Source organism: Parvimonas parva (assembly GCF_016552165.1).
Lineage (GTDB): Bacteria > Bacillota > Clostridia > Tissierellales > Peptoniphilaceae > Parvimonas > Parvimonas parva.
In genome coordinates this window covers 67150-94032 of record NZ_JACVDA010000005.1, presented here as the reverse complement: position 1 = coordinate 94032, position 26883 = coordinate 67150, and the positions used below count along the sequence as shown (strand labels likewise).

At 30.8% G+C, this 26883-nt stretch carries 24 protein-coding genes and 1 riboswitch; of the genes, 21 read left to right on the top strand and 3 right to left on the bottom strand.

The genetic code is table 11. The features are described 5' to 3' along the window. The first annotated feature begins 149 nt into the window (after positions 1-149). The 6 genes from thyA to IBJ83_RS02630 all read left to right on the top strand — a co-directional run bounded on the left by thyA (position 150) and on the right by IBJ83_RS02630 (position 6204). The gene (thyA, locus tag IBJ83_RS02655) at positions 150-980 is read left to right on the top strand and encodes a thymidylate synthase (RefSeq protein ID WP_201275210.1); all 831 of its coding nucleotides are present in this window, start codon (positions 150-152) and stop codon (positions 978-980) included. A gap of 9 nt (positions 981-989) precedes the next feature. Beyond that, positions 990-1529 carry a flavin reductase family protein gene (locus IBJ83_RS02650; RefSeq protein ID WP_068474554.1) on the top strand — a complete coding sequence of 180 codons (540 nt, stop codon included), beginning with the start codon at positions 990-992 and terminating at the stop codon, positions 1527-1529. A 217-nt stretch (positions 1530-1746) separates the two neighbouring features. Then, entirely contained in the window at positions 1747-2193 is a 447-nt protein-coding gene (locus IBJ83_RS02645; protein WP_201275209.1) for a GNAT family N-acetyltransferase, read from the top strand. Positions 2194-2203: 10 nt separating this feature from the next. After that, entirely contained in the window at positions 2204-4288 is a 2085-nt protein-coding gene (gene topA / locus IBJ83_RS02640; RefSeq protein ID WP_201275208.1) for a type I DNA topoisomerase, read from the top strand. A gap of 2 nt (positions 4289-4290) precedes the next feature. Next, a complete protein-coding gene (locus IBJ83_RS02635; RefSeq protein WP_201275207.1) occupies positions 4291-5607 on the top strand; it encodes an MATE family efflux transporter in 1317 nt (438 codons plus the stop codon). 84 nt (positions 5608-5691) lie between these two features. Next, positions 5692-6204 carry a cysteine hydrolase family protein gene (locus IBJ83_RS02630; protein WP_201275206.1) on the top strand — a complete coding sequence of 171 codons (513 nt, stop codon included), beginning with the start codon at positions 5692-5694 and terminating at the stop codon, positions 6202-6204. 57 nt (positions 6205-6261) lie between these two features. On the opposite strand, the gene IBJ83_RS08610 is transcribed toward IBJ83_RS02630, so the two are convergent. Then, positions 6262-6420 carry an ATP-binding cassette domain-containing protein gene (locus tag IBJ83_RS08610; RefSeq protein ID WP_408635028.1) on the bottom strand — a complete coding sequence of 53 codons (159 nt, stop codon included), beginning with the start codon at positions 6418-6420 and terminating at the stop codon, positions 6262-6264. Between the two features lie 81 nt (positions 6421-6501). Between IBJ83_RS08610 and IBJ83_RS02620 the strand changes: the two genes are divergently transcribed. After that, complete coding sequence (locus IBJ83_RS02620) at positions 6502-6879, top strand: hypothetical protein (protein WP_201275205.1); 378 nt, start codon at positions 6502-6504, stop codon at positions 6877-6879. A gap of 80 nt (positions 6880-6959) precedes the next feature. Here IBJ83_RS02620 and IBJ83_RS02615 read toward each other — a convergent pair whose 3' ends face one another. Together IBJ83_RS02615 and IBJ83_RS02610 are read right to left on the bottom strand one after the other, a co-directional pair. After that, a complete protein-coding gene (locus IBJ83_RS02615) occupies positions 6960-8174 on the bottom strand; it encodes an arginine deiminase (RefSeq protein ID WP_201275204.1) in 1215 nt (404 codons plus the stop codon). Positions 8175-8348: 174 nt separating this feature from the next. Beyond that, positions 8349-8879, bottom strand: a complete 531-nt coding sequence (locus IBJ83_RS02610; protein WP_068474568.1) for a folate family ECF transporter S component — start codon at positions 8877-8879, stop codon at positions 8349-8351. Positions 8880-8904: 25 nt separating this feature from the next. After that, a riboswitch (THF riboswitch) is annotated at positions 8905-8997 on the bottom strand. Between the two features lie 227 nt (positions 8998-9224). On the opposite strand from IBJ83_RS02610, the gene secA reads away from it, so the two are divergent. From secA to IBJ83_RS02540, 14 genes are all read left to right on the top strand, one after another. Beyond that, positions 9225-11945 (top strand): preprotein translocase subunit SecA, encoded by a 2721-nt coding sequence (gene secA / locus IBJ83_RS02605; protein ID WP_201275203.1) that lies wholly within the window; start codon positions 9225-9227, stop codon positions 11943-11945. A 60-nt stretch (positions 11946-12005) separates the two neighbouring features. Then, on the top strand, positions 12006-13358 hold the full coding sequence (gene rlmD, locus IBJ83_RS02600; protein ID WP_201275202.1) for a 23S rRNA (uracil(1939)-C(5))-methyltransferase RlmD: 1353 nt from the start codon (positions 12006-12008) through the stop codon (positions 13356-13358). Between the two features lie 253 nt (positions 13359-13611). Next, positions 13612-14367: a hypothetical protein gene (locus IBJ83_RS02595; RefSeq protein ID WP_201275201.1), complete on the top strand. Its 756-nt coding sequence runs from the start codon at positions 13612-13614 to the stop codon at positions 14365-14367. 676 nt (positions 14368-15043) lie between these two features. Continuing rightward, a complete protein-coding gene (locus tag IBJ83_RS02590) occupies positions 15044-15667 on the top strand; it encodes a TetR/AcrR family transcriptional regulator (protein ID WP_201275200.1) in 624 nt (207 codons plus the stop codon). Between the two features lie 93 nt (positions 15668-15760). Continuing rightward, the gene (locus IBJ83_RS02585; protein WP_201275199.1) at positions 15761-17506 is read left to right on the top strand and encodes an ABC transporter ATP-binding protein; all 1746 of its coding nucleotides are present in this window, start codon (positions 15761-15763) and stop codon (positions 17504-17506) included. Next, positions 17500-19233 carry an ABC transporter ATP-binding protein gene (locus IBJ83_RS02580; RefSeq protein ID WP_004838467.1) on the top strand — a complete coding sequence of 578 codons (1734 nt, stop codon included), beginning with the start codon at positions 17500-17502 and terminating at the stop codon, positions 19231-19233. Before IBJ83_RS02585 ends, IBJ83_RS02580 begins: the two co-directional genes overlap by 7 nt. An 81-nt stretch (positions 19234-19314) precedes the next feature. Further along, on the top strand, positions 19315-19896 hold the full coding sequence (locus IBJ83_RS02575) for an MptD family putative ECF transporter S component (protein WP_010815644.1): 582 nt from the start codon (positions 19315-19317) through the stop codon (positions 19894-19896). Continuing rightward, entirely contained in the window at positions 19896-20630 is a 735-nt protein-coding gene (locus IBJ83_RS02570) for an energy-coupling factor transporter transmembrane component T (RefSeq protein ID WP_004838469.1), read from the top strand. The genes IBJ83_RS02575 and IBJ83_RS02570 overlap by 1 nt, the downstream gene beginning before the upstream one ends. Positions 20631-20632: 2 nt before the next feature. After that, positions 20633-22108: an ABC transporter ATP-binding protein gene (locus IBJ83_RS02565; RefSeq protein ID WP_201275198.1), complete on the top strand. Its 1476-nt coding sequence runs from the start codon at positions 20633-20635 to the stop codon at positions 22106-22108. A gap of 26 nt (positions 22109-22134) precedes the next feature. Beyond that, positions 22135-23487, top strand: a complete 1353-nt coding sequence (locus IBJ83_RS02560) for an MATE family efflux transporter (protein ID WP_201275197.1) — start codon at positions 22135-22137, stop codon at positions 23485-23487. Positions 23488-23824: 337 nt separating this feature from the next. Then, on the top strand, positions 23825-24238 hold the full coding sequence (locus IBJ83_RS02555; protein WP_201275215.1) for a sigma-70 family RNA polymerase sigma factor: 414 nt from the start codon (positions 23825-23827) through the stop codon (positions 24236-24238). Positions 24239-24478: 240 nt separating this feature from the next. Continuing rightward, positions 24479-25489 carry a DUF6076 domain-containing protein gene (locus tag IBJ83_RS02550; protein WP_201275196.1) on the top strand — a complete coding sequence of 337 codons (1011 nt, stop codon included), beginning with the start codon at positions 24479-24481 and terminating at the stop codon, positions 25487-25489. A gap of 67 nt (positions 25490-25556) precedes the next feature. Continuing rightward, positions 25557-25748, top strand: coding sequence for a hypothetical protein (locus tag IBJ83_RS02545; protein WP_068912721.1), 192 nt, complete (start codon positions 25557-25559; stop codon positions 25746-25748). 523 nt (positions 25749-26271) lie between these two features. Next, a complete protein-coding gene (locus IBJ83_RS02540) occupies positions 26272-26799 on the top strand; it encodes a sigma-70 family RNA polymerase sigma factor (RefSeq protein ID WP_201275195.1) in 528 nt (175 codons plus the stop codon). The last annotated feature ends 84 nt before the right edge of the window (positions 26800-26883 follow it).

Here is a 26883-nt window from a genome sequence, read left to right as displayed (position 1 = left end):
TTTGTCAATTACTATTATACCTCTTTGAGATGTTTTTTTCTATTCTTACTGGCTAACTTAATTTTACAATATGGGTTCTTTACGATTGCAAAAATTTAATATAAATGGTATTCTTATAATAATAATAAATTTTTAGGAGAATAAATAATATGAGCAGAGCAGATGATATATTTATTTCAATGTGTAAAGACATACTTGAAAACGGTGTTGACACAAAGGGAGAGAAAGTTCGTCCGGTTTGGGAGGACGGAACTAAAGCATACACTATAAAAAAGTTTGGTGTTGTTAATAGATATGATTTAGCAGAGGAATTTCCGGCGCTTACACTTAGAAAGACAGCCATAAAATTATGTACTGATGAAATGCTTTGGATATGGCAAAAAAAATCTAATAATATAAAGGATTTAAAGAGTCATGTTTGGGATGAATGGGCTGATGAAAACGGAAGTATTGGAAAGGCGTACGGCTATCAGCTTGGCGTAAAGCATAAATATAAAGAGGGTATGTTCGACCAAGTTGACAGAGTTATTTATGATTTGAAAAATAATCCATATAGTAGAAGAATAATTACAAATATCTATGTTCACGAAGATTTGTCTGAGATGAATCTTTATCCTTGTGCATATAGTATGACTTTTAATGTTACAGGTAAAAAATTAAATGGAATTTTAAATCAAAGAAGTCAAGACATTTTGGCTGCAAATAATTGGAATGTTTGTCAATATGCGATGCTAATTCACATGCTTGCTAGAGAATGTAATTTAGAAGTTGGAGAGCTTGTTCATGTTATTGCCGATGCTCATATTTACGATAGACATATTCCTATCGTAAAAGAACTTATCACAAGAGAAAAATTTCCAGCACCAAAGGTTACTTTAAATCCTGACGTAAAAAGTTTTTATGATTTCACTTCAGACGATGTAATCATAGAAAATTATAAATGTGGAGAACAAATAAAAAATATTCCAATAGCAATTTAGGAGAAAATTATGAAAAGAGAAATTAATGTTTTTGATTATGCAAAAGAAATAATGTTCGCAGTTGAAAAAGGGGTTTTAATTACAACAAAGTCAGGAGAAAAAGTTAATACAATGTCAATTTCTTGGGGAACTTTGGGAATTGAATGGAATAGACCTATTTTTACAACATTTGTAAGAGAGAGTCGTTTTACTAAAAAATTGCTTGATGAAAATGGAGAATTTACTGTAAATATTTTTCTAAAAGATTTTGATAAACATATTATTGGAGTTTGTGGAACTAAATCAGGCAGAGATATGGATAAAATTAAAGACTTAAATTTAACTTTAGTTGAGCCGAGTGTTGTAAATGTTCCGGCGATTAAAGAATTACCTTTAACTTTAGAATGTAAAGTTGTTTATAAACAAAAACAAGATGAAAATGCTATTCCGATAGAAATAAAAGAAAAAAATTATCCTGAAAATGTATCAGGAGAATTTTATGGTGCAAACAAAGATTACCATACTGCTTATTACGGAGAAATTGTGAGTAGCTATATAATAGAAGACTAATATTAATGTGCCAAAATTTGGCACATTTTTTCTAGCCCTAACTTTATTCGCATGCGAATAAAAGTAGGTCTGACGCAAAGAGTGTCCAAATCTATGATTTTAAAAATAATCGACTATGCTCAAAATGGAAAAATTTTAAAATATATTGACAAAATTATGTAAATTTTATAGTATATAAGAAGTTTATTAGAAATAACATTGTTATGGAGTGATTTTTATGGAATTTAGAATTTTAAAAACAAAAGAAGAATTAAAACTTGCTTTTGCTTTAAGAGAAGAGGTTTTTGTTGACGAGCAAAAAGTTCCTCTTGAATATGAAGTTGACGAAAAAGATAGTTTAAATAACACTCTACATGTTGGAGTTTTTGAAGATGGAGAGATTTTAGCGACTGCAAGAATTATGGACTTTAATAAAAATGTCGTTCGTTTCGGAAGAGCTTGTGTTAAAAAGTCTTGCAGAGGAAAAGGTGTTGGTAAATTTTTATTTATAAATATGGAAGAAACTGTAAAAAATTCTAAAAATAATGATGAAAAAAAGACTATAAAATTTTCAGCACAATATCATGCGATGACATTTTATGAAATGTTGGGTTATTCTAAGTATAATGATGATGTTTTTGTTGAAGTTGGAATAGAACATATTGCAATGAGTAAAGTTGTGTAAGGAGTTAGTTTTGTATAAAAATTTAGTTATAGTAGAATCTCCAACAAAGGCTAAAACTGTTAGTAAAATGCTTGGAAGTAATTATAAAGTTGTAGCAAGTGTTGGACATATTAGAGATTTACCTAAAAGTAAATTGGGAATAGACATAGAAAATAATTTTCAGCCTGAATATATAAATGTTAGAGGAAAGGCAAGCAAGATTAAAGAATTAAAAGAGCTTTATAAAAATTCAAAAAATATTTATCTTGCAACCGACCCCGATAGAGAGGGAGAGGCGATTTCTTGGCATATTGCTTATCTTTTAGGCCTTGATATAAACAGCAACAATAGAATAGAATTTCACGAAATTACTAAGAATAGTATCAAAGAATCAATTAAAAATTCAAGAAAAATAGATATGAATTTAGTAAATTCACAACAAGCCAGAAGAGTTTTAGACAGACTTGTGGGATATAAACTTTCTCCAATTCTTTGGAAAAAAATAAAGAGTGGACTTTCTGCCGGACGTGTTCAGTCTGCAACATTAAAAATTATTTGTGAGCGTCAAGAAGAAATTGACAACTTTATTCCTGAAGAATTTTGGAAAATTGAAGGAATACATGATGTTCAAAATATTGAATTCAAATCTCTTTATTATGGAGAATATGAAAATAATAAGATAGTAAAAAAAGAAATTAAAAATGAACAAGAGGCTTTGAAAGTTGTAGAAAAAACTGATAAGGACAATTTTGTTGTAGAAGATGTTAAAAAGACAAAGAAAGAAAGAAAACCTCAACCGCCTTTTACAACAAGTACATTACAACAAGAGGCAGGAAGAAAATTAGGCTTTTCAAGTTCAATGACTATGAGCATTGCTCAACAACTATATGAAGGGATAAATGTAGGGAAAGACGGTTCTGTCGGTTTGATTTCATATATGAGAACGGACTCAACCAGAATTTCATCAGAAATTGTTGCAGAGGCTCTTGAGTACATTACAGAAAATTATGGGAAAAATTATGCTGGCAAAGGTAATGAATACAATCTAAAGAAGAAAAATTCACAAGATGCACACGAGGGTGTTAGACCAAGTAGTATTTTTAGAAGTCCACAAAAGATTAAAAACTATTTAACTGCTAATCAATATAAACTTTATAAATTGATTTGGGAGAGAACTGTTGCATCTCAAATGAAATCAGAAAGTTATGAAAGTACACAAATAGTTTTAAATTCAAATAATTGTATTTATAAACTAAGTGGAAGATATACTTTATTTGACGGCTTTTCAAAAATATACACTTCAAGTGATGTAAAAGATGAAATATTACCAAAACTTGAAAATAAAGATGTGATTAATGCTGAAAAAATAGAAAAAAGTCAACATTTTACAAAACCGGTTGCAAACTTTACAGAGGCAAGTCTTGTAAAAAAACTTGAAGAAAATGGAATCGGTAGGCCGAGTACCTATGCAAGTATCATTAACAGCTTGACAAGTAGATTTTATATTGTGATTGAAAGTAAAAAAATTATTCCAACAGATTTAGGAAAAAATGTAAATAAGTTTTTGGTTTCCAACTTTGAAAGAATTATAAACGAAAAATTCACAATGGAAATGGAAGAAAAACTTGATGAAATAGCTGAAAATAAAAAAGATTGGAAAAAAGTTATTTCTGAGTTTTACGCTTTTTTTGAAACATTTTTGAAAAAATCTGAAAAAGATTCTAAAAATTACAAAATACAAGATGAAGTCCTTGATGAAAAATGTCCAATGTGTGGAAAAAATTTAGTTGTTAAAAAAACAAAATTTGGTAAATTTATCGGTTGTAGTGGTTTTCCGGATTGTAATTATATAAAGAAAGAAGTTAAGGACACAAATGTAAAATGTCCAAAATGTGGCGGAAGAATAATCGAAAAAATTTCTAAAAAGAGAAAAGTTTTTTATGGTTGTGAAAATTATCCGAACTGTGATTTTGCAATTTGGGATAAACCGATAGCCGATAAAAAATGTGAAAAATGTGGAAAATTCTTAGTAGAAGTTAAAAATAGATTCAAACACGCATTAAAATGTTCAGATGAAACTTGCGATTTTGAAATAGATTTAAAGAAAAAAGGTTAGAAATGGAAAATAGGAGATCTAAATTAAATCAATTTGCTTTTCCGCTTATGATAAATTTTATTTTTAGTTATGTTTTGGAGTTGTCCGATGTTGCTATTGTAGCTAGGGTTTCAACTCCTTCTTTTAACGCTGTAAATTTAATTTCTTCAACATTATATACAATAAGTGGAGTTTTAGGAGCAACTGCAATAGTTATAAATACTAAATTGGGTGAAAAGTTGGGACAGAGCGATGAAAATGGATTGAATTTTGAATTTTTTTCATCACTTACAATAAATATTTTTATGGGAATATTATTTTTGATTTTTATGTTAGTTGGAAAAACTTATTTTTTAAAAATATTTTACAACTTAACAGGAGAAACATTACAACAGGGAATTTTGTTCTCATATCCAATGGCATTTTGTGTTTTGTTACAATTATGTCTATTCACTTTTGGTGCATATTTTAGAATTTTCAATATGACAAAATGGATTTTAATAGCATCAACAATTTCATCTGTTTTAAATTTAGGATTGGACTATTTATTTGTTCTTGGTAAATTCGGATTTTTGAAACTTGGAATAACTATGGTTGGATTTAGTACGGTTTTTTCAATGTTTGTTAATCTTTTGATTTATATTTTTGTTTTAAAAAGAAAATTAAATTTGAATTTTAAATTGATAAAGAACTATTTTACAAATGGATTAAATCATTTAAAATTAGCTTTTCCTATTATGGTGCAAGAAATTTTTGATGGAACTATTTTTGTGATAATTTTTAATATGATTGTCATTAGGATAGGAAGTAACGAGTTTGCAGGATATTCAATAATAACTAATTTAATTATGTTTTTATTTACGTTTAAACATATTTATGGTTCTGCAACTTTGAGTTTGATAAGTATAAGTTCAGGGGAAAATAATACAAAAAATTTAATGGAATATCCAAAAATTTCTGTAAAAATTACAACAATTTTGTTTGTCTTCGGAAGTATAATATTTTTTGTATTTAGGTATTATTTGCCTAAATTAATTACAGATGATATTTTGGTACAAGGCATAGCAACAAAATTTTTAATTTTTTTCTTAATTGCAAATTTATTTAGTTCGTTTTCATATATTTACAAATGTGCATTGCAAGGGCTAAACAAAAATATGTTTTTGTTAAAAGTAACGGCTATTGTAAATATATTTAGCTTGAGCTTAATGCTATTTTTAACACAAATTTTTAATTTATCATTGGTTGGTGTTGCAATTTCACAATTTTTCAATGAATGTATATTGAGTATAATCTTTTTGAAATATTATAAAGATTTTGTATCAAATAGATTTTTTTAATTTGACAAAAGTAAATTTTACGTATATACTATATTTGATTAAAATATTTAGATTTTTTTATAAAAAACTTTTAAAGGAGAGCTTATGAAAATTTTAGTTGTTGTTGATATTCAAAATGATTTTGTTGACGGAAGACTTGGAACTAAGGAGGCAATGAAAATTATTCCTTATGTTAAGGAAAAGATTGAAAATTTTGACGGAGAAGTTGTTTATACAATGGATACTCATGATGAAAATTATTTACATACTCAAGAGGGAAGAAATCTTCCTTTGAAACATTGCATAAAGGGAACTGATGGCTGGAAAATTAAAGAAGGAGTTTACAAAGAAAATTGTAAAATTTTTGAAAAACCAAGTTTTGGTTCAGTTGATTTAGTCGAATACATAAAGAGTATAAACGAAAAAGAAAAAATTGAAAGTGTTGAATTTATTGGAATCTGTACGGATATTTGTGTAGTTACAAATGTTATGATGATAAAGGGACATTTTCCTGAAATTGAATTAATCGTTGACAGCAAGGCTTGTGCCGGAGTCAGTCCACAAAGCCATAATAATGCTTTAGAAACAATGAAAATGTGTCAAGTTAAGATTGTATAGGTATATTTTCTTTTGCGGTTAGATTTGGAATTAAGTTGTAAGATTGAAAAACATAGCCTAGATGCTTTCTTCTGTAATTAGAATTTTTTTCTCGCTCATATTTTCCATAACTTCACCATTTATGGTTATAGAGCCTTTTTCAAAAGTTTCTATACCACTGACAATATTTAAAAGAGTAGATTTTCCAGAACTTGATGGTCCTAATAGAGTACAAATCTTTCCATTTTCAATAAAGCGTACAATATATTTGTAAAATGTTGTATTTTTATGATATACTATGATAAAGGAGCTGTTTGTATGAAAAGAAAGTATTTGTTACTAATTGGCTTGCTGTTGCTTTCATCTTGCTCAAAAAGTGAGGATAAAAGCAAAGTAGAAACAGAATTTGTCGAAACTAAAAGTACGGATAAAATTAGATTTGAAAATTTTAATGTAGATGGTAAAAATATAGAATTTGAAATAGTAAATGAAATAGATAAAAATTTATTATATACAGATGAAATAAAATTGTATAAAAATGGGGAACAATTAATTCCGAAACTTGAAGAAAAGGCAATTACGCAAAAATTGGAGCCGAACAAAAAGAGAAAATTTAAAATGAATTTGGAACATTATTTTAAAAATATAAAAAGTGGAAAATATATTTTGATTAAAACTGTTTGGATTGAAAATTAAAATTCTGTTGAGCTTGTTAAAAAATTTGAAATAAAATAATATAAAACAAAAAGGTGCTTATGCACCTTTTTGAATTCAAACTATTTTAAATCTTCTCTAAATAGTGGCATACTCATACATCTTGGGCCACCACGTCCTCTTGATAATTCTCCTGAATCTATCTTGTGAAGTTTTACTCCTTTTTCTTCAAGAAGTTCGTTTGTAATAGTATTTCTATCATAAACGATGGCCTCTCTTGGAGCGATAGCTAATGTGTTATATCCGTCAGACCATTGCTCTCTATGTGTGTCTAAAAGTCCACCTTTTCCTTCACGAATAAAGTCGATTTTATCTAAATGTAAATATTTTTTCAATACAACTTCTATATCAGTTGATTCAGCCTCAACTTTAACTTTTCCATCAACTAATTTTAATGAATAGATTTCTAGTGTTTTTTCAATTTCAGGGTGTAGAGTGAATAAATCTCTATCAACTGAAGTTAAAACAGTATCTAAATGCATAAAAGCTCTATTGTTTGGAATTACCATTGCAAGTACAGTTTTTACGCCGTTTTCATCTTCAAGAAGTCTTTTTGCAATAGTTTCAATAGCGATTGCAGTTGAACGTTGAGAAATACCGATAGCAACTACATCTTTAGATAAAACTAAAATATCTCCACCTTCGATTGAAGGTACATCTGTTCTGTCATACCATTTGTGAATACCTTTAAATTCTTTGTGATGATTAAAGATATATTTTCCAAAAAGAGTTTCTCTTCTTCTTGTAACAGACCACATTGTATGCAAACTTACCCCATTTTTAATAAATGCAAAAGGGTCTCTTGTGAAATATAAATTAGGAAGTGGTTTTGAAATGAAGAAATCATTCTTTGAAACAAGTTCGCTCAAAGTTGAAGGCTCTCTCAAATCAACTTCATTCTTTCTAATACCTTCCATCATTTTTAAAACTAACTCTTTGTTATCTTTGATAGAAAATAAATATTCTCTTAAAATTCTTTTTTCATTTTCTACGGCTACATCTGCATTATCTAAAAATTCTTCAATAAAAGCAGTTCTAATACCGTCATCATAAAGACTTTCAGCACACAAATCTTCAAGATAGAAAACTTCACAACCATTTTGTCTAAAAATGTTTGCAAACATATCATGTTCTTTTTGTGCATTATCCAAAAATGGAATTTCATCAAAAAGAAGTTCATCAAGTAAATAAGGTGTTAAATTTAAAAGTTCTTTATGAGGTCTGTGTAGCAAAACGGATTTTAATTTTCCGATTTCAGAATTTACATTAATTCTCATAACTCCCTCCTTAAAACTCATTAAAATAATTATAACAGATAAAAGAATTAAAGACAATATACAAATTACTATGTAGTAGTAAACAAAAATTTGAATGATACACTAAAAAACTGACTACAATGTAGCCAGTTTTGATTCGTGTATGTGATTTTTATTTATTAATTTTTAAAAATTTTATCTGTATGTTTTTTTGATTCTTATAACCAAAACTAAAATTGCAACAAATGTAATACCCATTTGAATTAAATTTGGTACACTTCTTGAAATTACATAGTACCAAAAGCCTTTGCCTCTTGTTATAGAAAGCCAGAAGCTGTCTAAAAAGATTGTAACTAAAAAAGAAGTAATTGATATAAGAGCAACTCTTAAAGTTAAAAATAATTTGTTATCTCTATTAGTATCTTTTCTAATTATAAGTCCCGGGAAAAATCCCATAACCATATTTGTAAGCATATAGCCTGGAAAGTACATTCCGGGAGAACCTAAAGTTAAGAAATAAATTAGTGGGTCAGATGCTCCACCAACTATGGTTCCTATTGTTGGTCCTAATAATATACTTGAAAATATCATTGGGATAAATCTAAGTGTTATTCTTCCACTTCTAGGTGGGAATAAATAAATATTTTGATAAGACAAAATAACTGTTATAGCTATCATTAAGCCTGCAATAGCTAATTGTGTTGTAGTAAACCTATTCTTTTTCATTTTTCTCCTTTCAAAAATCAATGCCAACAGTGGATGCGAAAACTAACCACGAGAAAATCCCTTCGTTTACAAGCAACATCCCATCTTGTAACACTTAATGCAAGTTTCCTACTCTGCCTAAAAAATAGGCTACTATTGGTATTACACGAATACAACTTAATTGTATAAAAATTTATTTATAAAGTCAATAGTTTTTTGTTTTCTTAAGAAATAAAGAATGAGATTTTTAAACTTATATTCAAATATTTTATGGTTGTAAAAATTTATTGTGAAAATTTGTAAATTTTGTGTATTTGTGGTAAAATATTAATCGTGAGAAAATATATATTTTAATAGAGGTGAGTTATGGGATTTTTTAGCGATTTTTTTAATTCTTCTGTAAAAAGAGTTAAAAAAATAAATCCAATCGTAGATAAAATAATGTCTTACGATGAAAAATATTCAAAATTAACAGATGAGGAACTTAGAAATAATACTGAGATATTTAAAACTAGATTAGCAAATGGTGAAACTTTAGACGATATTTTACCTGAGGCTTTTGCGACAGTTAGGGAGGCTGCGTACAGAGTTTTAGGAATGAAACATTATAGAGTACAATTAATCGGTGGTATTGTTCTTCATGAAGGAAGAATTGCAGAAATGAAAACAGGTGAAGGTAAAACTTTAGTTGCAACTTTACCATCATATTTGAATGCACTTACAGGTAAAGGTGTTCATATCGTAACAGTTAACGACTACCTTGCAAAGAGAGATAAGGAGTGGATGGGTAAAGTTCACGAATTTTTAGGCTTAAAGGTAGGTTGTATTTTACATGGTCTTACAAATGATGAAAGACGTGAAAACTATAATTGTGATATAACTTATGGAACAAACTCAGAATTTGGTTTCGACTACCTTAGAGATAATATGGTTGTTTATAAAGAAGAACTTGTTCAAAGAGGACTTAACTTTGCCATCGTAGATGAGGTTGACTCTATCTTAATTGACGAGGCTAGAACTCCACTTATTATATCAGGAGAAGGCGACCAATCAACTGACTTATATGCTCTTGCAGATAGATTTGTAAAGAGTTTAAAAGGTAGAATTGCAGACCCAAGTGAAGAAAATGAAGATTTTTACAATAGAGAGCTTAGAGAAGAAACTGTTGATTTTGTAGTTAATGAAAAACATAAGACTGCAAACTTAACTGAAATAGGTACTGGGAAAGCTGAAGACTTTTTCGGGCTTGTAAATCTTTCTGATCCTGTTAATATGGAAGTTGCACATCATATCAACCAAGCGTTAAAAGCTAATAATACAATGCAAAGAGATGTTGACTATGTTGTTAGCGAAGACGGTGAGATTTTAATTGTTGATGAATTTACCGGACGTATTATGGAAGGTAGAAGATATAGTGAGGGTTTACACCAAGCCATTGAAGCTAAAGAAGGTGTTGAAATTAAATCTGAATCTAAGACTCTTGCAACAATAACATATCAAAATTATTTCAGAATGTATGATAAACTTTCCGGTATGACAGGAACTGCAAAGACAGAAGAAAATGAATTTAACGAAATTTATCATATGGACGTTATTGAAATTCCAACAAATAAACCGGTTATAAGAAAAGATCATCATGATAGAGTTTATTTAACAGAAGAGGCTAAATTTAAAGCTATTGTTGAAGAAATTGAAAGAATTCATGCAACCGGACAACCTGTGCTTGTTGGTACGATTTCAATCGAAATTTCAGAATTGTTAAGTGCAATGCTTAAGAAAAAAAGAATAGAACATGATGTATTGAACGCGAAGTTCCATGCAAGAGAAGCTGAAATAGTTGCTCAAGCAGGTATTTATGGAAAAGTTACTATCGCAACAAACATGGCAGGTCGTGGTACCGATATTCTTTTAGGTGGTAATCCGGACTTTATGGCAAAACATGAAATGAAGAAAAACGGCACACCTCAATATGTTTTAGATAATTTAGATGCTTTCTGGGAAACAGATGATGAAGAAATTTTAGAGGCTAGAAAAGTATTTAGTAGATTATATGAAAAATATAAGGCACAAACAGATGAAAATGCTAAAAAAGTTCTTGAAGTTGGTGGACTTTTCATCATTGGTACTGAAAGACACGAATCAAGACGTATCGACAATCAGTTAAGAGGACGTTCAGGACGTCAAGGAGACCCTGGAGAATCAAGATTCTTTGTTTCACTTACAGATAACTTAATGCGTCTATTTGGTGGAGAGGCTATTCAAAAATTTGCTATGAATAGAAATTATGACCCTGATGAAGTGTTAGAATTTAGGTCTGTTACAAGAGCTATTGAACGTTCTCAAGAAAGAGTTGAGGCGAATAACTTCGGTATCAGAAAGAATGTATTAAAATATGATGACGTTATGAATGTTCAAAGAAATGTTATTTATAAAGAAAGACGTGCAGTTCTTGATGGTGAAGATATGAGTAAAAATATCTTAGAAATGTTAAAAGATTTAATAGACCAAACAGTTGAACAATATTCAGAAGGCAACAAAGTTGATTTAGCCGGTTTAAAACTTGCTTTGGAAAATGAATATCTTCCAACAGGACTTTTAAACTTGGAAGAAATTAAAAATCTTGACAAAGAAAGAATCAAAGTATACATTAGAACACTTTCTGAAAATTTCTATGCCGAAAAAGAAAAAATGATTGGCGAAGAACAAATGAGAGAAGTTGAAAGAGTTATTATGCTTATGGTTGTAGATAGAAAATGGATGGACCATATTGATGCAATGGACCAATTAAGACAAGGTATAGGCATAAGATCTTATGGACAACAAGACCCTGTTAGAGCTTATGGAGCTGAAGGCTTTGAAATGTTCAACGAAATGAACGAATCAATCAGAGCTGACGTTTTAAGAGGACTTTTCAATATCCAACCTGCAGGAGCTGAAATTGAAAGAGAACAAGCTGTTAAGGAAATTTCAACAAATGTTCCTGACGAACAAACTACATTTGTTAAAGGAAAAGAAATCGGAAGAAATGACCCATGTCCTTGTGGAAGTGGAAAAAAATATAAAAAATGTTGTGGAAGAAACAAATAGAAAATTTTAAAGAAAAGAGTGAATATATTTCACTCTTTTCTTCTAATAGAAAGGAAGTATATGGCGAGAAGAAAGAAGAAAATCATAGAGGGAAAAATTGAAAAAGTAAATTTTCCAAATATGTCTGAATTTACTTTTGAAGATAAGAAAGTAAATTTTAAAGGTGGAATCGAAGGACAAAAAGTTTCTGTCGTTGTTGGAAGAAAAAGAGCAAATCACATGGAGGCAAAACTTCTTGAAACATTAGAAAAAAGCGAACTTGAAACAAATAAAACTTGTCCGAATTACCTTGAATGTGGTGGTTGTAGCTATCAAAGTGTTTCTTATGAATATGAATTGAATTTAAAACAAAGACAGATTAAAGAGCTTTTTGAGGATATATATTCAGAAGAAGTGGAAATTTTTGAAAGTCCTTTAAAAAGTGCTTACAGAAACAAAATGGAATATACTTTTGCAGATATGTATAAAGATAGTCCGATTATGCTTGGAATGCACAAGAAAAATAGATTTTATGAAGTTGTAGATACAAAAGAATGTAATTTAGTACATAGAGATTTTGAAGTAATAAGAAATGCAATTGTAGATTTTGCCAGAGAAAAAGAATTACCCTTTGTAAAAAAGAGAAATCACGAGGGATTGTTAAGACATTTAATTATCCGTTATGCTCTAACAACCGGTGAAATAATGGTAAATATCGTAACTACAACACAAAGTAAATTTGATTCAAAAAGTTTTGTAGATATGCTTTTAGACTTGAAACTTGAAGGAAAGATAAAATCTATTGTTCATACAGAAAATGATTCACTTGCAGATGCAGTGGTGCCTGAAAAAGTAAATATTATTTTTGGAGATGATTATATAACAGAAAAAATATTTGATTTAGAATTTAAAGTAACACCATTTTCGTTTTTTCAACCAAATGTATTTGGAGCAATAAACCTTTATTCAAAAGCGATTGAACTTTGTGGAGATATTGAAAACAAAGTAGTTTTCGACTTATACTCAGGAACTGGAACAATCGGACAAATCGTAGCCAGAAAAGCGAAAGAAGTTTATGGAATAGAAATAGTAAAAGAGGCAGTTGAAAGTGCAAACAAATCTGCAAAAGAAAACGGACTTACAAATTGCACCTTCATTGCAGGGGACGTATTAGTAGAAATTGAAAACAGAAAAGAAATAGTTGACGTAATCGTCGTAGACCCACCAAGAGACGGAATAAACCAAACAGCTTTGGAAAAAATAATTTCTTGTGGAGCAAAAACAATCGTCTATATCTCTTGCAATCCAAAAACTCAAAAACGAGATGCAAAAATTCTAATAGAAAACGGATATAAACTAAAAACATTAAAAGTTTTTAATCAGTTCCCGAGAACAGTTCATGTGGAGACGGTAGTTCTTCTGTCAAGAAAGTAAGAAGAAAAAGTATAGAAAAGCCTTGAAATCAAAGGATTTAGAGAAAAATACATAGGTTTGGACAGCTGGTTTAGATTGTGATTTTAGAGCATTTGGCAATAGTTCTGACCACTGGAAATAGGTGGTTGTGGCTATAGAACTACTTTTTTTGCTTGGTGTAACAACAGGACTATTGTCAAAGAGGTTTTTTAGCGTATGGAGACAATAGAACTACTGTCATAAAATATGTTTTTATAAACTGGGAGGTAAGGATATGGCTAAATATGCGTACAGAGATAAAGATAGAAAAAATATAATTTATTCTGATAAAGCTATAGAAGAAGATAGGGACACTGCGTTTTTTTGTCCTAATCATATGTGCGACGCAAAATTATATATTTGTGCAGTTGATGGGAGTAAAAGTGCCTATTTTAGAGCGACAAAACCGAATTTTAAACATATTAAGAATTGTCCGTTTGGGAATAGGAGTACAGAGTTTGATTCGAATGACTATGATGAATCCCAATTTGTTTATGAAGATGCAATAAATAATCTTTTATGCAACACCAAATCATTATCACAAAAAAATATTCCTTCTGCACATGGAACTGGTGAACCTAGTGCTCATCCACCAAGAACATTAAGACAAATATATTCATTGTGTAAAAGTTTCCCTGTTGGAAATACATATGCAGGTAAAGAAATAGGTTCAATGATATTAGATGACAGGAGCGAATATAGATATCCAAAAGGGTGTTTTGGAAAAAAGATAATTGAAGCGACCGTAGACGGAAGATTATACGATAATGATAAGAAAGAAGTTTATTTAGTCTCTCCTATAAAAAGTAAAAAATATGCATTTATATTATCGTTTTCAGATGAAGATAATTATAAAAAGATTCGCTCTGAAATATATAATAATAGAGACAAGATTATAGTTATTGCTGGAAAATGGGAATCATCAGGCGAATATAATAAATTTACTTCAAAAGTATATGGGAAAAAACAAGTGGCTATTATAAAAAAATAAAATTAATTATAGAGCTGTTAATAAATATCCTAGTTAAAAATAACTTGATTGAAACGATAGAAATGTTATAAATCTTATAAATTTGATGGATTTTGTTAGGAATATATAATTTTCAAAATAGCTTAAAATTTCATGTTAAGACTATTGTTCGACTGTCAATAATAAATGATTAAAGCCATATAAAAGGTTTGAAATAAAGGGGTTTAGTGTAAATGAATAATTTATTGAAATTCCTTTTTCTGTGTTCTGATATAGGTCTTGACTATTGGAAAAGCATAGGCTGTAGTAATAGAACAATTTTTTTGATTGGCATAACAACAGTGCTATTGTCAAAAACAATTTTTATGGGATGTGACTATAGAACTATTATCGGCGCTTTTTTATAGTAGGCATTTTGATTATAACAAGTTAAAAATTGATAAAAAAAGAAGCAGATCCCAAAGGGCTGCTTCACCAATTTTTTCGTAAGTGTCCGTACACTTACTGTGCTTGCTACAAAAGTGTAAATTATGGAGCAAGCATTAAGCGTGTATAAAACTATTTGCATTTATTTTACCATATTTTTTATTAAAGTTCCAGAAAATACTTGACAAATATAAGCGAAAATAGTAAAATGATAACTAAGTTATCGGAATGAGATAGTAAATTGATCAGCAAAGAGAAAGGAGGCAGAGTAGTGGCAGATTTGAGTGGATATGAGCTTACACATAAAAAAATCATAGATAGTGGTAAAGCGAATTTTTTGAACGATGGATATGAACGAGCTAATTTAAGAAAAATTTGTAAAGATGCCGGAGTTACTACGGGAGCCTTTTATCGCCATTTTGAAGATAAAGAAGATTTATTTGTTGCTTTGGTTGATCCATTGGCAAAAGAACTTTTGGGTTTTTATAACAAGTTTGAAGAGGAATCTTTTCAAAACATAGAAAAAAATTGTGGAGAAGATTTATCAAAAATTAACATTGAAGGGTCAATTGAATCTGCATTATATATGTTTAGCAAAAAAGATTTATTTAATCTTTTAATATATAAATCATATGGTACGAAATATGATAATTTTATAGAGCTTCTTGTGGAAAAGGAAGATATAAACAGACATAAAGCGTTTCAGATTATTTCAAAGAAAAAGAATATAAAATCAGAAGTCCCTAAAGATGCAATGCATTTGTTAAACCATGCTTATATTAATGCATTGTGTGAAATTATAATACATTCTCAAACAGAAGAAGAAGTAAAGTTAAACACAAGAATAGTTTCGAAGTTTTTTTATGATGGATGGGAGAAATTGCGATGTTTTTAAATATAAGGGAAAGGGTATTAAACGCCCTTATATTTTTTAAAATAAAGATAACTAAGTTAGCTAATTAAGTTATTTCATTTGGAGGTGTTGATTATGAAACAAAAAAGTCCTGCTACTATATTGTGGGAGCTTGCAAAAAAGGAACATTCAAAGTTAAAAACATCTGTATTTATAGCGAGTATCGGTGTTATTGCAGGGATTGTTCCATATATTGCGGCAAGTCGTATTTTAGTTGAATTGTTAAAGGGAAATGAGGATTTTAAAATTTATTCCTTATGGTTAGGAATAGGATTGTCATCCTACATCTTAAAATCATTTTTATACTCTATGGCTTTATCTGTATCTCATAAAGCAACTTTTAGTGTACTGAAAGATGTTCGTTTAAGAATGCTTGAAAAACTCCCAAAGATGCCATTAGGGGAAATAATCTCTGTTCCAAGCGGAAACTTTAAGCAGATTATAGTGGATCAGGTTGAAAGTATGGAGAAACCGCTCGCTCACCTGTTGCCTGAAATGACATCGAATCTCTTAGGTTCTTTGAGTATATTTATTTACTTATTATTTCTTGATTGGAGAATGGCTCTTTTATCATTAGTATCCATTCCTGTGGGAATGCTTTTTATGGGACTCGTAATGAAAAATTATGCTGTTCAATATGAAGGATCTGTAAAGGTAAATCGAGAAATGAATTCTGCAATTATTGAGTATGTCAATGGAATAGAAGTGATAAAAACATTTAATCAAGACAAGAGATCGTACGCAAAGTACAAAGATAAAGTCATTGCAAATGCAAGATACTTTTATGAATGGATGAAGAGCTGTCAGTTACCTGTATCTTTATCTAAAAATATATCTCCTACTACAATGATAACAGTGCTTCCATTTGGTTGGTATTTCTACATTAGCGGCAGTTTAAGTGCAGAAGTATTTATATCTGTAATTATTCTATCTTTAGGTATTGCAGGACCTTTACTTGAAACAATCAATTTTGTTGATGGTCTTGCTAAGATAGGAACTATTGCTAATTCTATTAACTTAATTTTAGAAGGAAAAGAACAAAAGCATTCTGATAGAGAAGTAACTATCCAGCAATATAATATTGATTTACAAAATGTAAAGTTTGGATATGAAGAAGAAAAAGAAATTCTTCATGGAATATCCCTAAACATAAAAGAAGGAACAACAGTGGCTTTTGTTGGACCAAGTGGAAGTGGCAAGTCAACTTTAGCAAAATTAATAGCTGGATATTGGGATATTACGGAAGGAAATATAAATATTGGTGGATACAATCTTAATGAAATTCCATTAAAGCAATTATATAGTTTAACAGCCTTTGTTTCGCAGGATAATTTTTTGTTCAACGAAAGTATTAGGGAAAATATCCGAATGGGTAATCCAAGTGCCAGTGATAAAGAAGTAGAAGACATTGCTAAGAAATCGGGTTGTCATGATTTTATTATGAAAATGGAACATGGTTACGATACGGTTGTCGGAAGTAGTGGTAGCCATGTTTCTGGTGGAGAAAGGCAAAGAATATCTATAGCAAGAGCAATGCTCAAAAATGCACCTATTGTAATACTTGATGAAGCTACTTCATATATAGATCCTGAAAATGAAGTGATTATAAAGCAAGCTTTATCAAAGCTTATAAAAGATAAAACGGTGATTATTATTGCTCATAGGTTATCAACTATAACAGATGCAGAACAAATATTCTTAATTGAGAATGGAAAACTTGTTTCATACGGTAAGCATGATGAATTATTAAAAGGTTGTGAATTATACCGAAATATGTGGAACGCTCATATAGGAACAAAGGATGGTGGGATGAAATGTTAAGTGCTTTAAAAAAGATTTTAGATTTCTCAGGTGATGAAAAGAAAAATGTATATCACTCTATATGGGTAAGTTTTTTGTTTGCGATTTTTCATATGCTTCAAATCAGTGCTATTTATTTTATAGTGAAAGCAATTGTCCAAAAAGACATGAGCATGATGCCCGCGTGGATCGCATTAATACTTCTTGTTATTAGCATAATCGGAAGAAGTGTTACAAATTATTTTTCACAATTACAGCAATGCCATGCAAGTTATTTCATGGTGGCAAATAAAAGAGTAGCAATAGGTGAAATGTTAAAAAAAATACCTATGGGATTTTTCAATGAAAACAATATTGGTGAAGTGGTTGGAATTTCTACAACTGTTTTAGAAGATGTAGAAAATACCGCAGCAATGGTTATGGTAAATACATTATCAGGTTTTATAAACACGATAATATTTACAATAATGATTTTAGCATTTGAGTGGAGAATAGGTTTTATTGTTGCAATTGGATGCCTATTGTACTTATTTGTTCTCTCAAAAATGGAAAGCAAATCAAGGAGTGTTCTTCCTAAAAGACAAAAAGCATCTGCTAAATTAGTTGATGCCATTTTAGAACAAATTGGAGGAATGTCTGTTATAAAATCCTTCAATTTAACAGGGAAAGGAGATGAAAAAGTCAGAGGTGCTATTGAAAATAGTAGAAAAATAAATCTTGATTGTGAAAAACTGTTTACACCTTATACGATTTTGCAAAATATTCTTTTGGATTTGTTTAGCATTTTGATAATAGGTGCAGGTATTTTCTTTTATATCAATGGAGAACTCTCATTCTTAAATACAGTTATGACGATTATAATTTCTTTTCTTGCTTTTTCTCAAATAAAATTGGCAGGAAGTGCAACAACTTCTCTCAGAGTTGTTAGTGGATCTATTGAGCAAACAAAGAAGTTAGAGAAATTTCCACAGATGGATATTGATGGAAAAGACATAAAGCCTACTACTTTCGATATTTCTTTTGATAATGTAGAGTTTTCTTATTCAGGCAAAAAAATCCTTGATGATATTTCTGTCAAGATACCACAAAACCAAATGACAGCTATAGTTGGACCTTCAGGAGCTGGAAAAACTACATTTTGCAATTTGATAGCGAGATTTTGGGATGTAGAGAAAGGAGAAATCAGCATAGGTAAACATAATATTAAAGAATATTCATTGGAGTCATTAATGAGACAAATTAGTATGGTTTTTCAAAATGTTTATTTATTTCAAGACACTATTGAGAACAATATAAAGTTTGCTAAGCCAGATGCTACACATGAGGAAGTTATAGAAGCTGCAAAGAAAGCGTGTTGTCATGAATTTATTATGAAGCTTCCTGAACAATATGAAACAGTTATAGGAGAGGGAGGTGCAAGTTTATCTGGTGGAGAAAGACAAAGAATATCAATTGCAAGAGCAATGATAAAGAATGCACCTATTATTATTTTCGATGAAGCTACTGCAAATGTAGACCCTGAAAATGAGGATAAATTGCAGGTTGCTATGGAGGAACTCACAAGAAATAAAACAGTAATAATGATAGCACACAGACTAAAGACAATAAAAAATGCAAACCAAATACTTGTTTTAGCAAATGGAAAAATAAATCAAAAAGGCACACATGAAGAGCTAATTCAAGCAGAAGGTATCTATAAAAATTTTGTTGAGGCACGACAAAAGGCAGTTAATTGGAAATTGTCATGAGTGAAAATGATTTATATGAGAATTATTCAAATATAGCTCATGTAGATTTATATTATTTTAATTTAAGGAGGATTAAAAAAAATGAAAAAAGGATTGTCAGCTAAAGATCTAATCAATGTAGGAATTTATACAGCTATTTATTTAGTTCTGTTTTTTGTAGTAGGGATGATGAATGCAATTCCTATCTTATACCCAGCTATCTATCTTCTCATTCCTATAGTCACAGGAATTCCATTTATGTTGTTTTTAACCAAAATAGAAAAATTTGGCATGGTTACGATTATGTCAATTATTATTGGTGTGTTTTGGTATTTTATGGGCTATACATGGTTAGCGTTAGTGGGATATATTCCATTTGGAATTATCAGTGATCTGGTTATGAAATCAGGTGGTTTTAAGAGTTTTAAAAAGAATGTTATTGGATTTTGGCTATTTTCTTGTGGAATGATAGGTTGTCAAATGCCAATGTGGGTAATGGCAGATACCTATATGGAAGGTGTTAAGCAACAAATGGGAGAACAATATGCACTTGCACTCGCAAAATATATGCCTTCTTGGATGGGGATTGCTGCATTTGGAATTATTTTTATCGGCTCAGTTATTGGTGCAAATTTAGGGAGGAAAATGCTTAAGAAACACTTTGAGAGAGCGGGTATCATTTAATGGAAGAGTATGAGGTATACGAACCGAATAAACCAAAGGGCTTTTTCTTAGATCCTCGTACTAAAATTTTATTTATGATATTTATAACAACCATAATGTCTGTCGGATATAAGGATATTTTAGTTAGCCTTATATCCGCCATTGTGGCAATAGCATTATTATTATCTAATAAACAAGTTAAGATAGCTTTCATTTATGGAGGGCTATTTACCTTGGCTATTATGGCACACTTTACGAAAGATATGTACACATTGCCTACACTCATAAATACAATTTCAGTATTGTTGAATGCCTTAATTTTAAGACTATTTCCAATTTTCATGTTGGGATATTATGTTGTAATGTCCACAAAAACGAGCGAGTTTATAGCAGCCATGGTAAAGTGGAAAATTCCCAATGCATTTATTATTCCAACAGCAGTTGCATTCAGGTTTATTCCAACTTTGAAAGAAGAACACAACTCTATTAAGACTGCTATGAAAATGAGAGGAATTAGTTTTAAAAATAAAAAGGCGTGGAAAAATCCAAGCTTATACTTGGAATATGTAACAATACCTTTAATCGTTTCTATTGCAAAAATAGGTGATGAATTGTCGGCGGCGGCAATAAGTAGAGGATTGGGAGCTTTGAAAAAGAGAACTACTGTAGTAAAAGTAAAGTTTACTATATATGATTTGCTCATTTTACTCTTTTCAATTGCCTTTACAGGACTATTTTTTTATAGGAGGGGATAGCATTGATTGAATTTAAAGACGTGTCATTTACTTATGATAATGGAGATAGAAGTGCCGGAATTTATAATGTTGACTTAAAGATCAATGATGGAGAGGTAGTTGTATTTTGTGGAGAATCTGGCTGTGGGAAAACTACTGTAAGTAGATTGATTAACGGACTTATTCCCGGATATTATACGGGAACTTTGAAAGGAGAAGTTACAGTACAGGGGTATAAAGTTTCTACAAATCCGATTGATGAATTAAGCAGGTATGTAGGATCAGTATTTCAAAATCCAAGAACTCAATTTTTTAATGTAGACTCTACAAGTGAAATTGCATTTGCTTGTGAAAATTTTGGTATTCCAAGAGAAGAAATTTGTAAAAGAATTGGAAAGGTAACAAAAGAATTAGACATAAAAAACTTACTTGATAGAAGCCTGTTTTCAATGTCGGGAGGTGAAAAACAAAAAATTGCTTGTGCTTCTGCTGCAACTATGGAACCTGAGGTTTATGTATTGGATGAGCCATCATCTAATTTAGATATACAAACCATAGAAATGCTAAAAGGCATTATAAAGAAGTGGAAAGAAAAAAATGCTACTGTAGTTATTGCAGAACATAGACTGAAATATTTAATAGATGTTGCAGATAGATTTGTCTATATGAAGGATGGAAAAGTTCATAGTGTGTTTTCTTGTGCTGAGTTTAAAGTATTACCTAATAGTATTTTAAATGAAATGGGATTAAGGAGCATACATCCTATAAATGCAAATAACACTATAAAAAATATAGAATCTAAAGAACAAATAGAGATTAAAGATTTTATGTTTAGCTATGAAAAAAAACCATTTCTTGAAATTCCAAATGTTACATTACCTCAAAAGTCTATTGTAGCTGTTTTGGGAAATAATGGTTCTGGAAAATCAACCTTTTCAAAATGTTTGTGTGGAGTTGAAGAAAAAGCGAAAGGAACTTTGAGTATAAATACAGAAAGCTATGCTACAAGAGAAAGATTAAAAAAGTGTTTTATGGTAATGCAGGATGTTAATCATCAATTATTTACTGAATCAGTTAAAGAAGAAATTTTTTTGAGTATAGAGAATGATGATAGGAAAGAAACAATAGTTAATCAAATATGTAAAAAATTAAACTTAATGGATTTTATAGATTGTCATCCAATGTCATTGTCAGGAGGACAAAAACAAAGAGTTGCAATTGCAAGTGCTATTGCTTCTGATAGAACAATTTTGATTTTGGACGAACCTACAAGTGGTCTCGATTTTAAGAACATGAAAGAAGTTTCAAATGAAATGATAAGACTTAGAGAAGAAGGAAAAACTATTTTTATTATTACACATGATCCGGAATTAGTAGAATGCTGTTGTGATTATTATATGTTTATGGAGAATGGAAAATTAAAATGGCATGGCAATAGGAATGAAAAAAATATAAAGGCAATCGAGGAGTTTTTCAATCAAACGAGTAATTGCCTATAATATAAACAATATTTGGAGGAATGTAAATGAAACAAGATATGAAAGAACAGTTACTAACAAAAAGACCGATAGACTTACTCTTTCAGCTATCTATTCCGGCAGTTATCGGAATGATTGTTATCGGTCTGTATCCGTTAATGGACGGAATATTTGCAGGGAAAATTATAGGACAGACAGCAATGACTGCCTGCGGTGTCGCAATGCCACTTACCTTTTTTAACAGCGGTGTTTCAACTTTACTTGGTGTAGGTTCTGCATCTGTACTTTCAAGAGCAATCGGTAAAGGGGATCAAAAAACTGTAGATAAAATTATGGGTAACCTAATCTATTGGGTGATTTTCTTCTCTGTAATTATTACGGTTGGAGGAATACTTCTTGCTCCGCATTTTTTAGATATGGTCGGTGCAACGGGTGAAATCAAAGCCTATGGTGTTAGATACCTCAGAGTGATTTTTATAGGTTCTCTATTTGTAAACTTCACACAGTCCGCAAACATGGTTATGCGTGGCGAAGGATTGATGAAAAAAGCTATGACGATTATGGGACTTGGAGCTTTGCTAAATATTATCCTTGATCCAATCTTAATGACAATAATGGGTGAATATGCCATTGAAGGTGCTGCCCTTGCAACGATTACAGCACAATTTGTTCAAGCGGTTGCAACACTACATTATTTCTTGAAAAAGAGTAAGGTTGTTAAAATTCATAGGATTAAATCTGATCCTGAGATAAAAAAAGAAATGTTTGGGGTAGGATCATCAGCTATGATGATGCAGCTTTTATTCATGATACAACAGACGATGCTTTATAAAATGGCATTTAAGTATGGCGGAGATACCAATGGAATTTTGATGGCGGCATCACTTCGTGTATATGCCTTTTCATTTATTCCGCTTTGGGGAATGAGTCAAGGCTTGCAGCCTGTTGTTGGAACGAACTTCGGAGCAAAGCAATATGACAGAGTAAGAGAAGCTATGAAGGTCTTTTCTATTGGCGGTTTAGTTCTTGCAGGAATCTTTTGGATTCCATCTCTACTGCTATCAAGTCAGATACTTTCGTTATTTGGTGTAGAAGCAAATATTATTGCACAGGGTGTTGGAAACTTTAGATTGTTCTATTCCGTATTTATTTTGTATGGAGTAATGGTTATGACTGTTACTTTCTTCCAGTCAATCGGAAACGGAAAGAAAGCTGGAACTATTGTTATGCTTAGACAGTTATTCTTATTTGTTCCTGCAATGATCTTTTTGCCAATGGTATTTGAAATAAAAGCAGTATGGTTCACACAACCACTTGTAGATTTCATCATGATTGTTGTTGGAATATTTATGATGATTGGCGAGTTGAATAAAATGGGAAAAGAAAAGTTAAAATCCTAAAAACTTTGCTTAATTTTGTAATGAAATTGTTTCAGAAAGGCATTGTTAAAAATATGTTTTAGCTATAAGGAATGGAGGAAGAAGAATGAATGCTACTTTATATTCATTGAAAACAGAGCAAGATATAATAAACCCTCCTTTTTCATACATTCTTAATACTTTTATACTTTCTTAAACATTTTACCAACCAATTAAATATAATCAAAGGAAGAACAAGTTTCTTTCGTTTTAGAGGATTTCTTGTGCCAAGGTGCAGGAGTCCTCCTTTTTTTGTTGCACTTAGATTATAAATTCAAGGTCTAAAAACGCAGACAAAAAAGAAATGGAGGAAACATGTATGCCAAAAGAATATTACCTTTATGTCAATGGGCAAAAGGTCAAAGTCAGCGAGCAGATATACAAAGTCTACTGGCGAGAAAGAGAACACGAGAAGTATTTAGAGCAGGTGGACAAGAAAAACCACTTGCTCTTTTTTTCATCATTGGATCATGACGGACATTTTGTAGATAATATTGTTGATGAAAGTGTTGATGTAGAAAAGATTGTTGAAACACAGATGATGATTGAAGCAGTCAGAAATGCTATATCAAGGCTCAATGCTGAAGAAAAGGAGCTTATTGAGCGTTTGTATTTCTATGATGAAACTTTATCAAGTGTTGCAAAAGATAAGGGTGTAACTTATCAGACTATACAATGGCGAAAGGATAGAATTTTAAGAAAGCTCAAAGAGATTTTAGAAAAACTATTGTAGAAAAACACTCTGTGCATGAGGGCGGATTTTCCTTTATAAAGTGAAGGGAGATCTGCCCTCTTATGATTCGGAGTGGCTTATATGCAACAAACTTGTTATCAATTAATAAAACTATATTTTGATTGTTGCACTGTTACGGATAATATCATATAATGTTATCAATAAGAAATAAAAATAATCATTGTTAACGAGTTGCGAGATGAAAATTAAAATATCAATTGATAACAGGAGGTTAATGTTATGGAGATGGATGGATTAATAGTAGATTTTGATGGAGAAAAAAATGTTGTTATGTATCGTGGTATAAAAGAATATCCGATTGGAGGGATGATTGCTGAGTATGCTAGATTACATCCTACAGACTTAAAAGAAGTCATATTGGAGTATTCTCGCTTAGAGGAAAAGCCATCGGAGAAGACATTAGCAGAGTTTTTCCCTTGGTTTGTTGATAAGTTAGAAGAAAAAATTGGAATAACTGCAGCAGTTATTATTACTTTTGAATTCATGGATTTAGTTGCGGATATGTGTAAGGGAGAAATGTCAAATCCTGATGAATTTTTCATAGAAATAAAGGAAGAAGATTCTATAGGAAAGTTTATATTTGAAGGTAGTGGCTATAGTAAATTGGGAAAATCCACGAATAAGCAGGCATTGCTCTCTGCATATTACTGGCATGCACAGTCATATGTTGCATTTAAACATAGCTTTTTGATGCTCGCTAGTGAAGATGAATATGAAGAGGATCAAGTAAATGCATTTTGGTCTATGTTTAGTGAAAATATAAATTTTCAGCACATTGACTTTCGTATAGCAAATTATGAAGGAAAATTTCATTCGCTATATACAATCAAATCATCAATGTCATTATTATTATTTGAAGCAGCACATTGTATGGACAACAATGTAAAGTTTACGAAATGCGCTAACTGTGGAGAGTACTTTGTTCCTGAAGGCAGAATAGATGCAATTTATTGTGGGTATCCATCTCCGCAAGATCCAAAGAGGTTATGCAAAGATATAGGGGCACAGGTAACACGAGCAAATAAGGAAAAAAATGATATTGCAACTAAAGAATTCAGAAAAGTTTATATGAAATATAAGATGATAACAATAAGACATCCGGAGAATCGTGATGCTAAAGAAAAACTTTCATATCTTATGTCTGAAGTTAAGATATGGAGGGAAAAAATGAAAAATGGAATTGTCACAACAGAAAGTTTTTTGCAATGGTTGGAGCAGTTCAAAGAGTAATATAAATATGTCCAAATAAAAAGTTATTTTATTTAACTTAAGACTTTTTAAGAGAGGAGGGTTATTGATGACAAAGACTGATTATCCAATTTATGCTGATGACGGTACTAAATTTTGTATGCGCTATCAAGGTGAAGATGGTGATCCTGTTATTGAAGGTCCGAAAGGGAAAAGATTAACAATGTCTAATTTTCTAAAACAGGTATATAATCCATCAATTGCTAATAAAAATCGTGGTAAATTTAAGAAAGCACGATAATAGATGATACTAGAGATCCCTGCAATATGGCCATAGGAACTATTCGGATTATTCCACCGAAGAAACCTATGCTGGAACACAAGATTGTAGTCCATAATCATATTGGTAAGTCAGAGGAAATCAGTAAAGGAAAATTTAATATATGCGAATACTTAAGAGCAAACCGTGTGGTATGGAAGCCATAGCAGAGGGAGCCTGAGTAGTTTAACAATTGGAGAATTCCATTGATAAAACTACTTGGGCTCTTTTTGTTTACTTAAAATGTCCGAGAGTACCAAATGGTATGCATATTATTGTAAGTCGCCATTTTTTATAAATAGTATTTGACACTCAAAACTTGTTTCAAAGTTCATCGTCTGATCATCGATGCCCAGAGCTAAGAAACAAGAAAAAGAAAATATAAAGTCAACCCACTGGGACGGTTGGCCAGTTAAGAAGTGAGGATTCATTCTTATGGCCAATATTAGGGAAAGTCTCGTGTGGATTCTCACTTCGGTTTTTAGACCGAAGGAGGGTCTGCATGATGACAAATTTAGACAAAGAAAAGAAAAACAGTGACAAACAGTATTTTATTCCGATGGAAGTAACAAAGGAGACAATTGATGCCTTTGACATTAATCGTGAGGATGTAGTGTGGCAAAAGATAGGTAATAAACCCGTCAGAGTAGTTATGATACCTGCTACAAAGGAGCAGTACTATGAATATATGCGTCCTTTGTGGAGGGAAGATAAAAAAGAACAAAGGCAGCATGAAAAGAGGATGAATGGAGAGGGGGATATTTCTCTTGATTCTCTTTATGACAATAATGAGTTTGAATTTGCTGATTCATATGATATCGAGGAAGACCTAATGAAAAGGGAGCTTCTAGAAACTTTAAGAAAAGAACTTAGTGCTTTAGAAGAAATCGATAGGAAAATTATAAAGTTATTTGGAGAAGGGTATTCAGAATCAGCCATTGGTAGCGAGATCGGTATGAGCCAAAAGGGAGTTAATAAAAGGAAGAAAAAGATTTTCTTAAAACTCAAGGATAAGCTTATTCCATATAAATAAGTAAAAAAATCTGCATCACAAAAAAGTGATGCAGATTTTTTATAACTTTGGTACTTAAAGAAATTACTCATGTCCTTTTACTAG

Bases quoted from the DNA above. Each gene is read 5' to 3' on its own strand.
- thyA (WP_201275210.1), top strand. From the start codon at position 150: ATGAGCAGAGCAGATGATATATTTATTTCAATGTGTAAAGACATACTT.
- IBJ83_RS02650 (WP_068474554.1), top strand. From the start codon at position 990: ATGAAAAGAGAAATTAATGTTTTTGATTATGCAAAAGAAATAATGTTC.
- IBJ83_RS02645 (WP_201275209.1), top strand. From the start codon at position 1,747: ATGGAATTTAGAATTTTAAAAACAAAAGAAGAATTAAAACTTGCTTTT.
- IBJ83_RS02635 (WP_201275207.1), top strand. From the start codon at position 4,291: ATGGAAAATAGGAGATCTAAATTAAATCAATTTGCTTTTCCGCTTATG.
- IBJ83_RS02630 (WP_201275206.1), top strand. From the start codon at position 5,692: ATGAAAATTTTAGTTGTTGTTGATATTCAAAATGATTTTGTTGACGGA.
- IBJ83_RS02620 (WP_201275205.1), top strand. From the start codon at position 6,502: ATGAAAAGAAAGTATTTGTTACTAATTGGCTTGCTGTTGCTTTCATCT.
- IBJ83_RS02615 (WP_201275204.1), bottom strand. From the start codon at position 8,174: ATGAGAATTAATGTAAATTCTGAAATCGGAAAATTAAAATCCGTTTTG.
- IBJ83_RS02610 (WP_068474568.1), bottom strand. From the start codon at position 8,879: ATGAAAAAGAATAGGTTTACTACAACACAATTAGCTATTGCAGGCTTA.
- secA (WP_201275203.1), top strand. From the start codon at position 9,225: ATGGGATTTTTTAGCGATTTTTTTAATTCTTCTGTAAAAAGAGTTAAA.
- rlmD (WP_201275202.1), top strand. From the start codon at position 12,006: ATGGCGAGAAGAAAGAAGAAAATCATAGAGGGAAAAATTGAAAAAGTA.
- IBJ83_RS02595 (WP_201275201.1), top strand. From the start codon at position 13,612: ATGGCTAAATATGCGTACAGAGATAAAGATAGAAAAAATATAATTTAT.
- IBJ83_RS02585 (WP_201275199.1), top strand. From the start codon at position 15,761: ATGAAACAAAAAAGTCCTGCTACTATATTGTGGGAGCTTGCAAAAAAG.
- IBJ83_RS02580 (WP_004838467.1), top strand. From the start codon at position 17,500: ATGTTAAGTGCTTTAAAAAAGATTTTAGATTTCTCAGGTGATGAAAAG.
- IBJ83_RS02575 (WP_010815644.1), top strand. From the start codon at position 19,315: ATGAAAAAAGGATTGTCAGCTAAAGATCTAATCAATGTAGGAATTTAT.
- IBJ83_RS02570 (WP_004838469.1), top strand. From the start codon at position 19,896: ATGGAAGAGTATGAGGTATACGAACCGAATAAACCAAAGGGCTTTTTC.
- IBJ83_RS02560 (WP_201275197.1), top strand. From the start codon at position 22,135: ATGAAACAAGATATGAAAGAACAGTTACTAACAAAAAGACCGATAGAC.
- IBJ83_RS02555 (WP_201275215.1), top strand. From the start codon at position 23,825: ATGCCAAAAGAATATTACCTTTATGTCAATGGGCAAAAGGTCAAAGTC.
- IBJ83_RS02550 (WP_201275196.1), top strand. From the start codon at position 24,479: ATGGAGATGGATGGATTAATAGTAGATTTTGATGGAGAAAAAAATGTT.
- IBJ83_RS02545 (WP_068912721.1), top strand. From the start codon at position 25,557: ATGACAAAGACTGATTATCCAATTTATGCTGATGACGGTACTAAATTT.
- IBJ83_RS02540 (WP_201275195.1), top strand. From the start codon at position 26,272: ATGACAAATTTAGACAAAGAAAAGAAAAACAGTGACAAACAGTATTTT.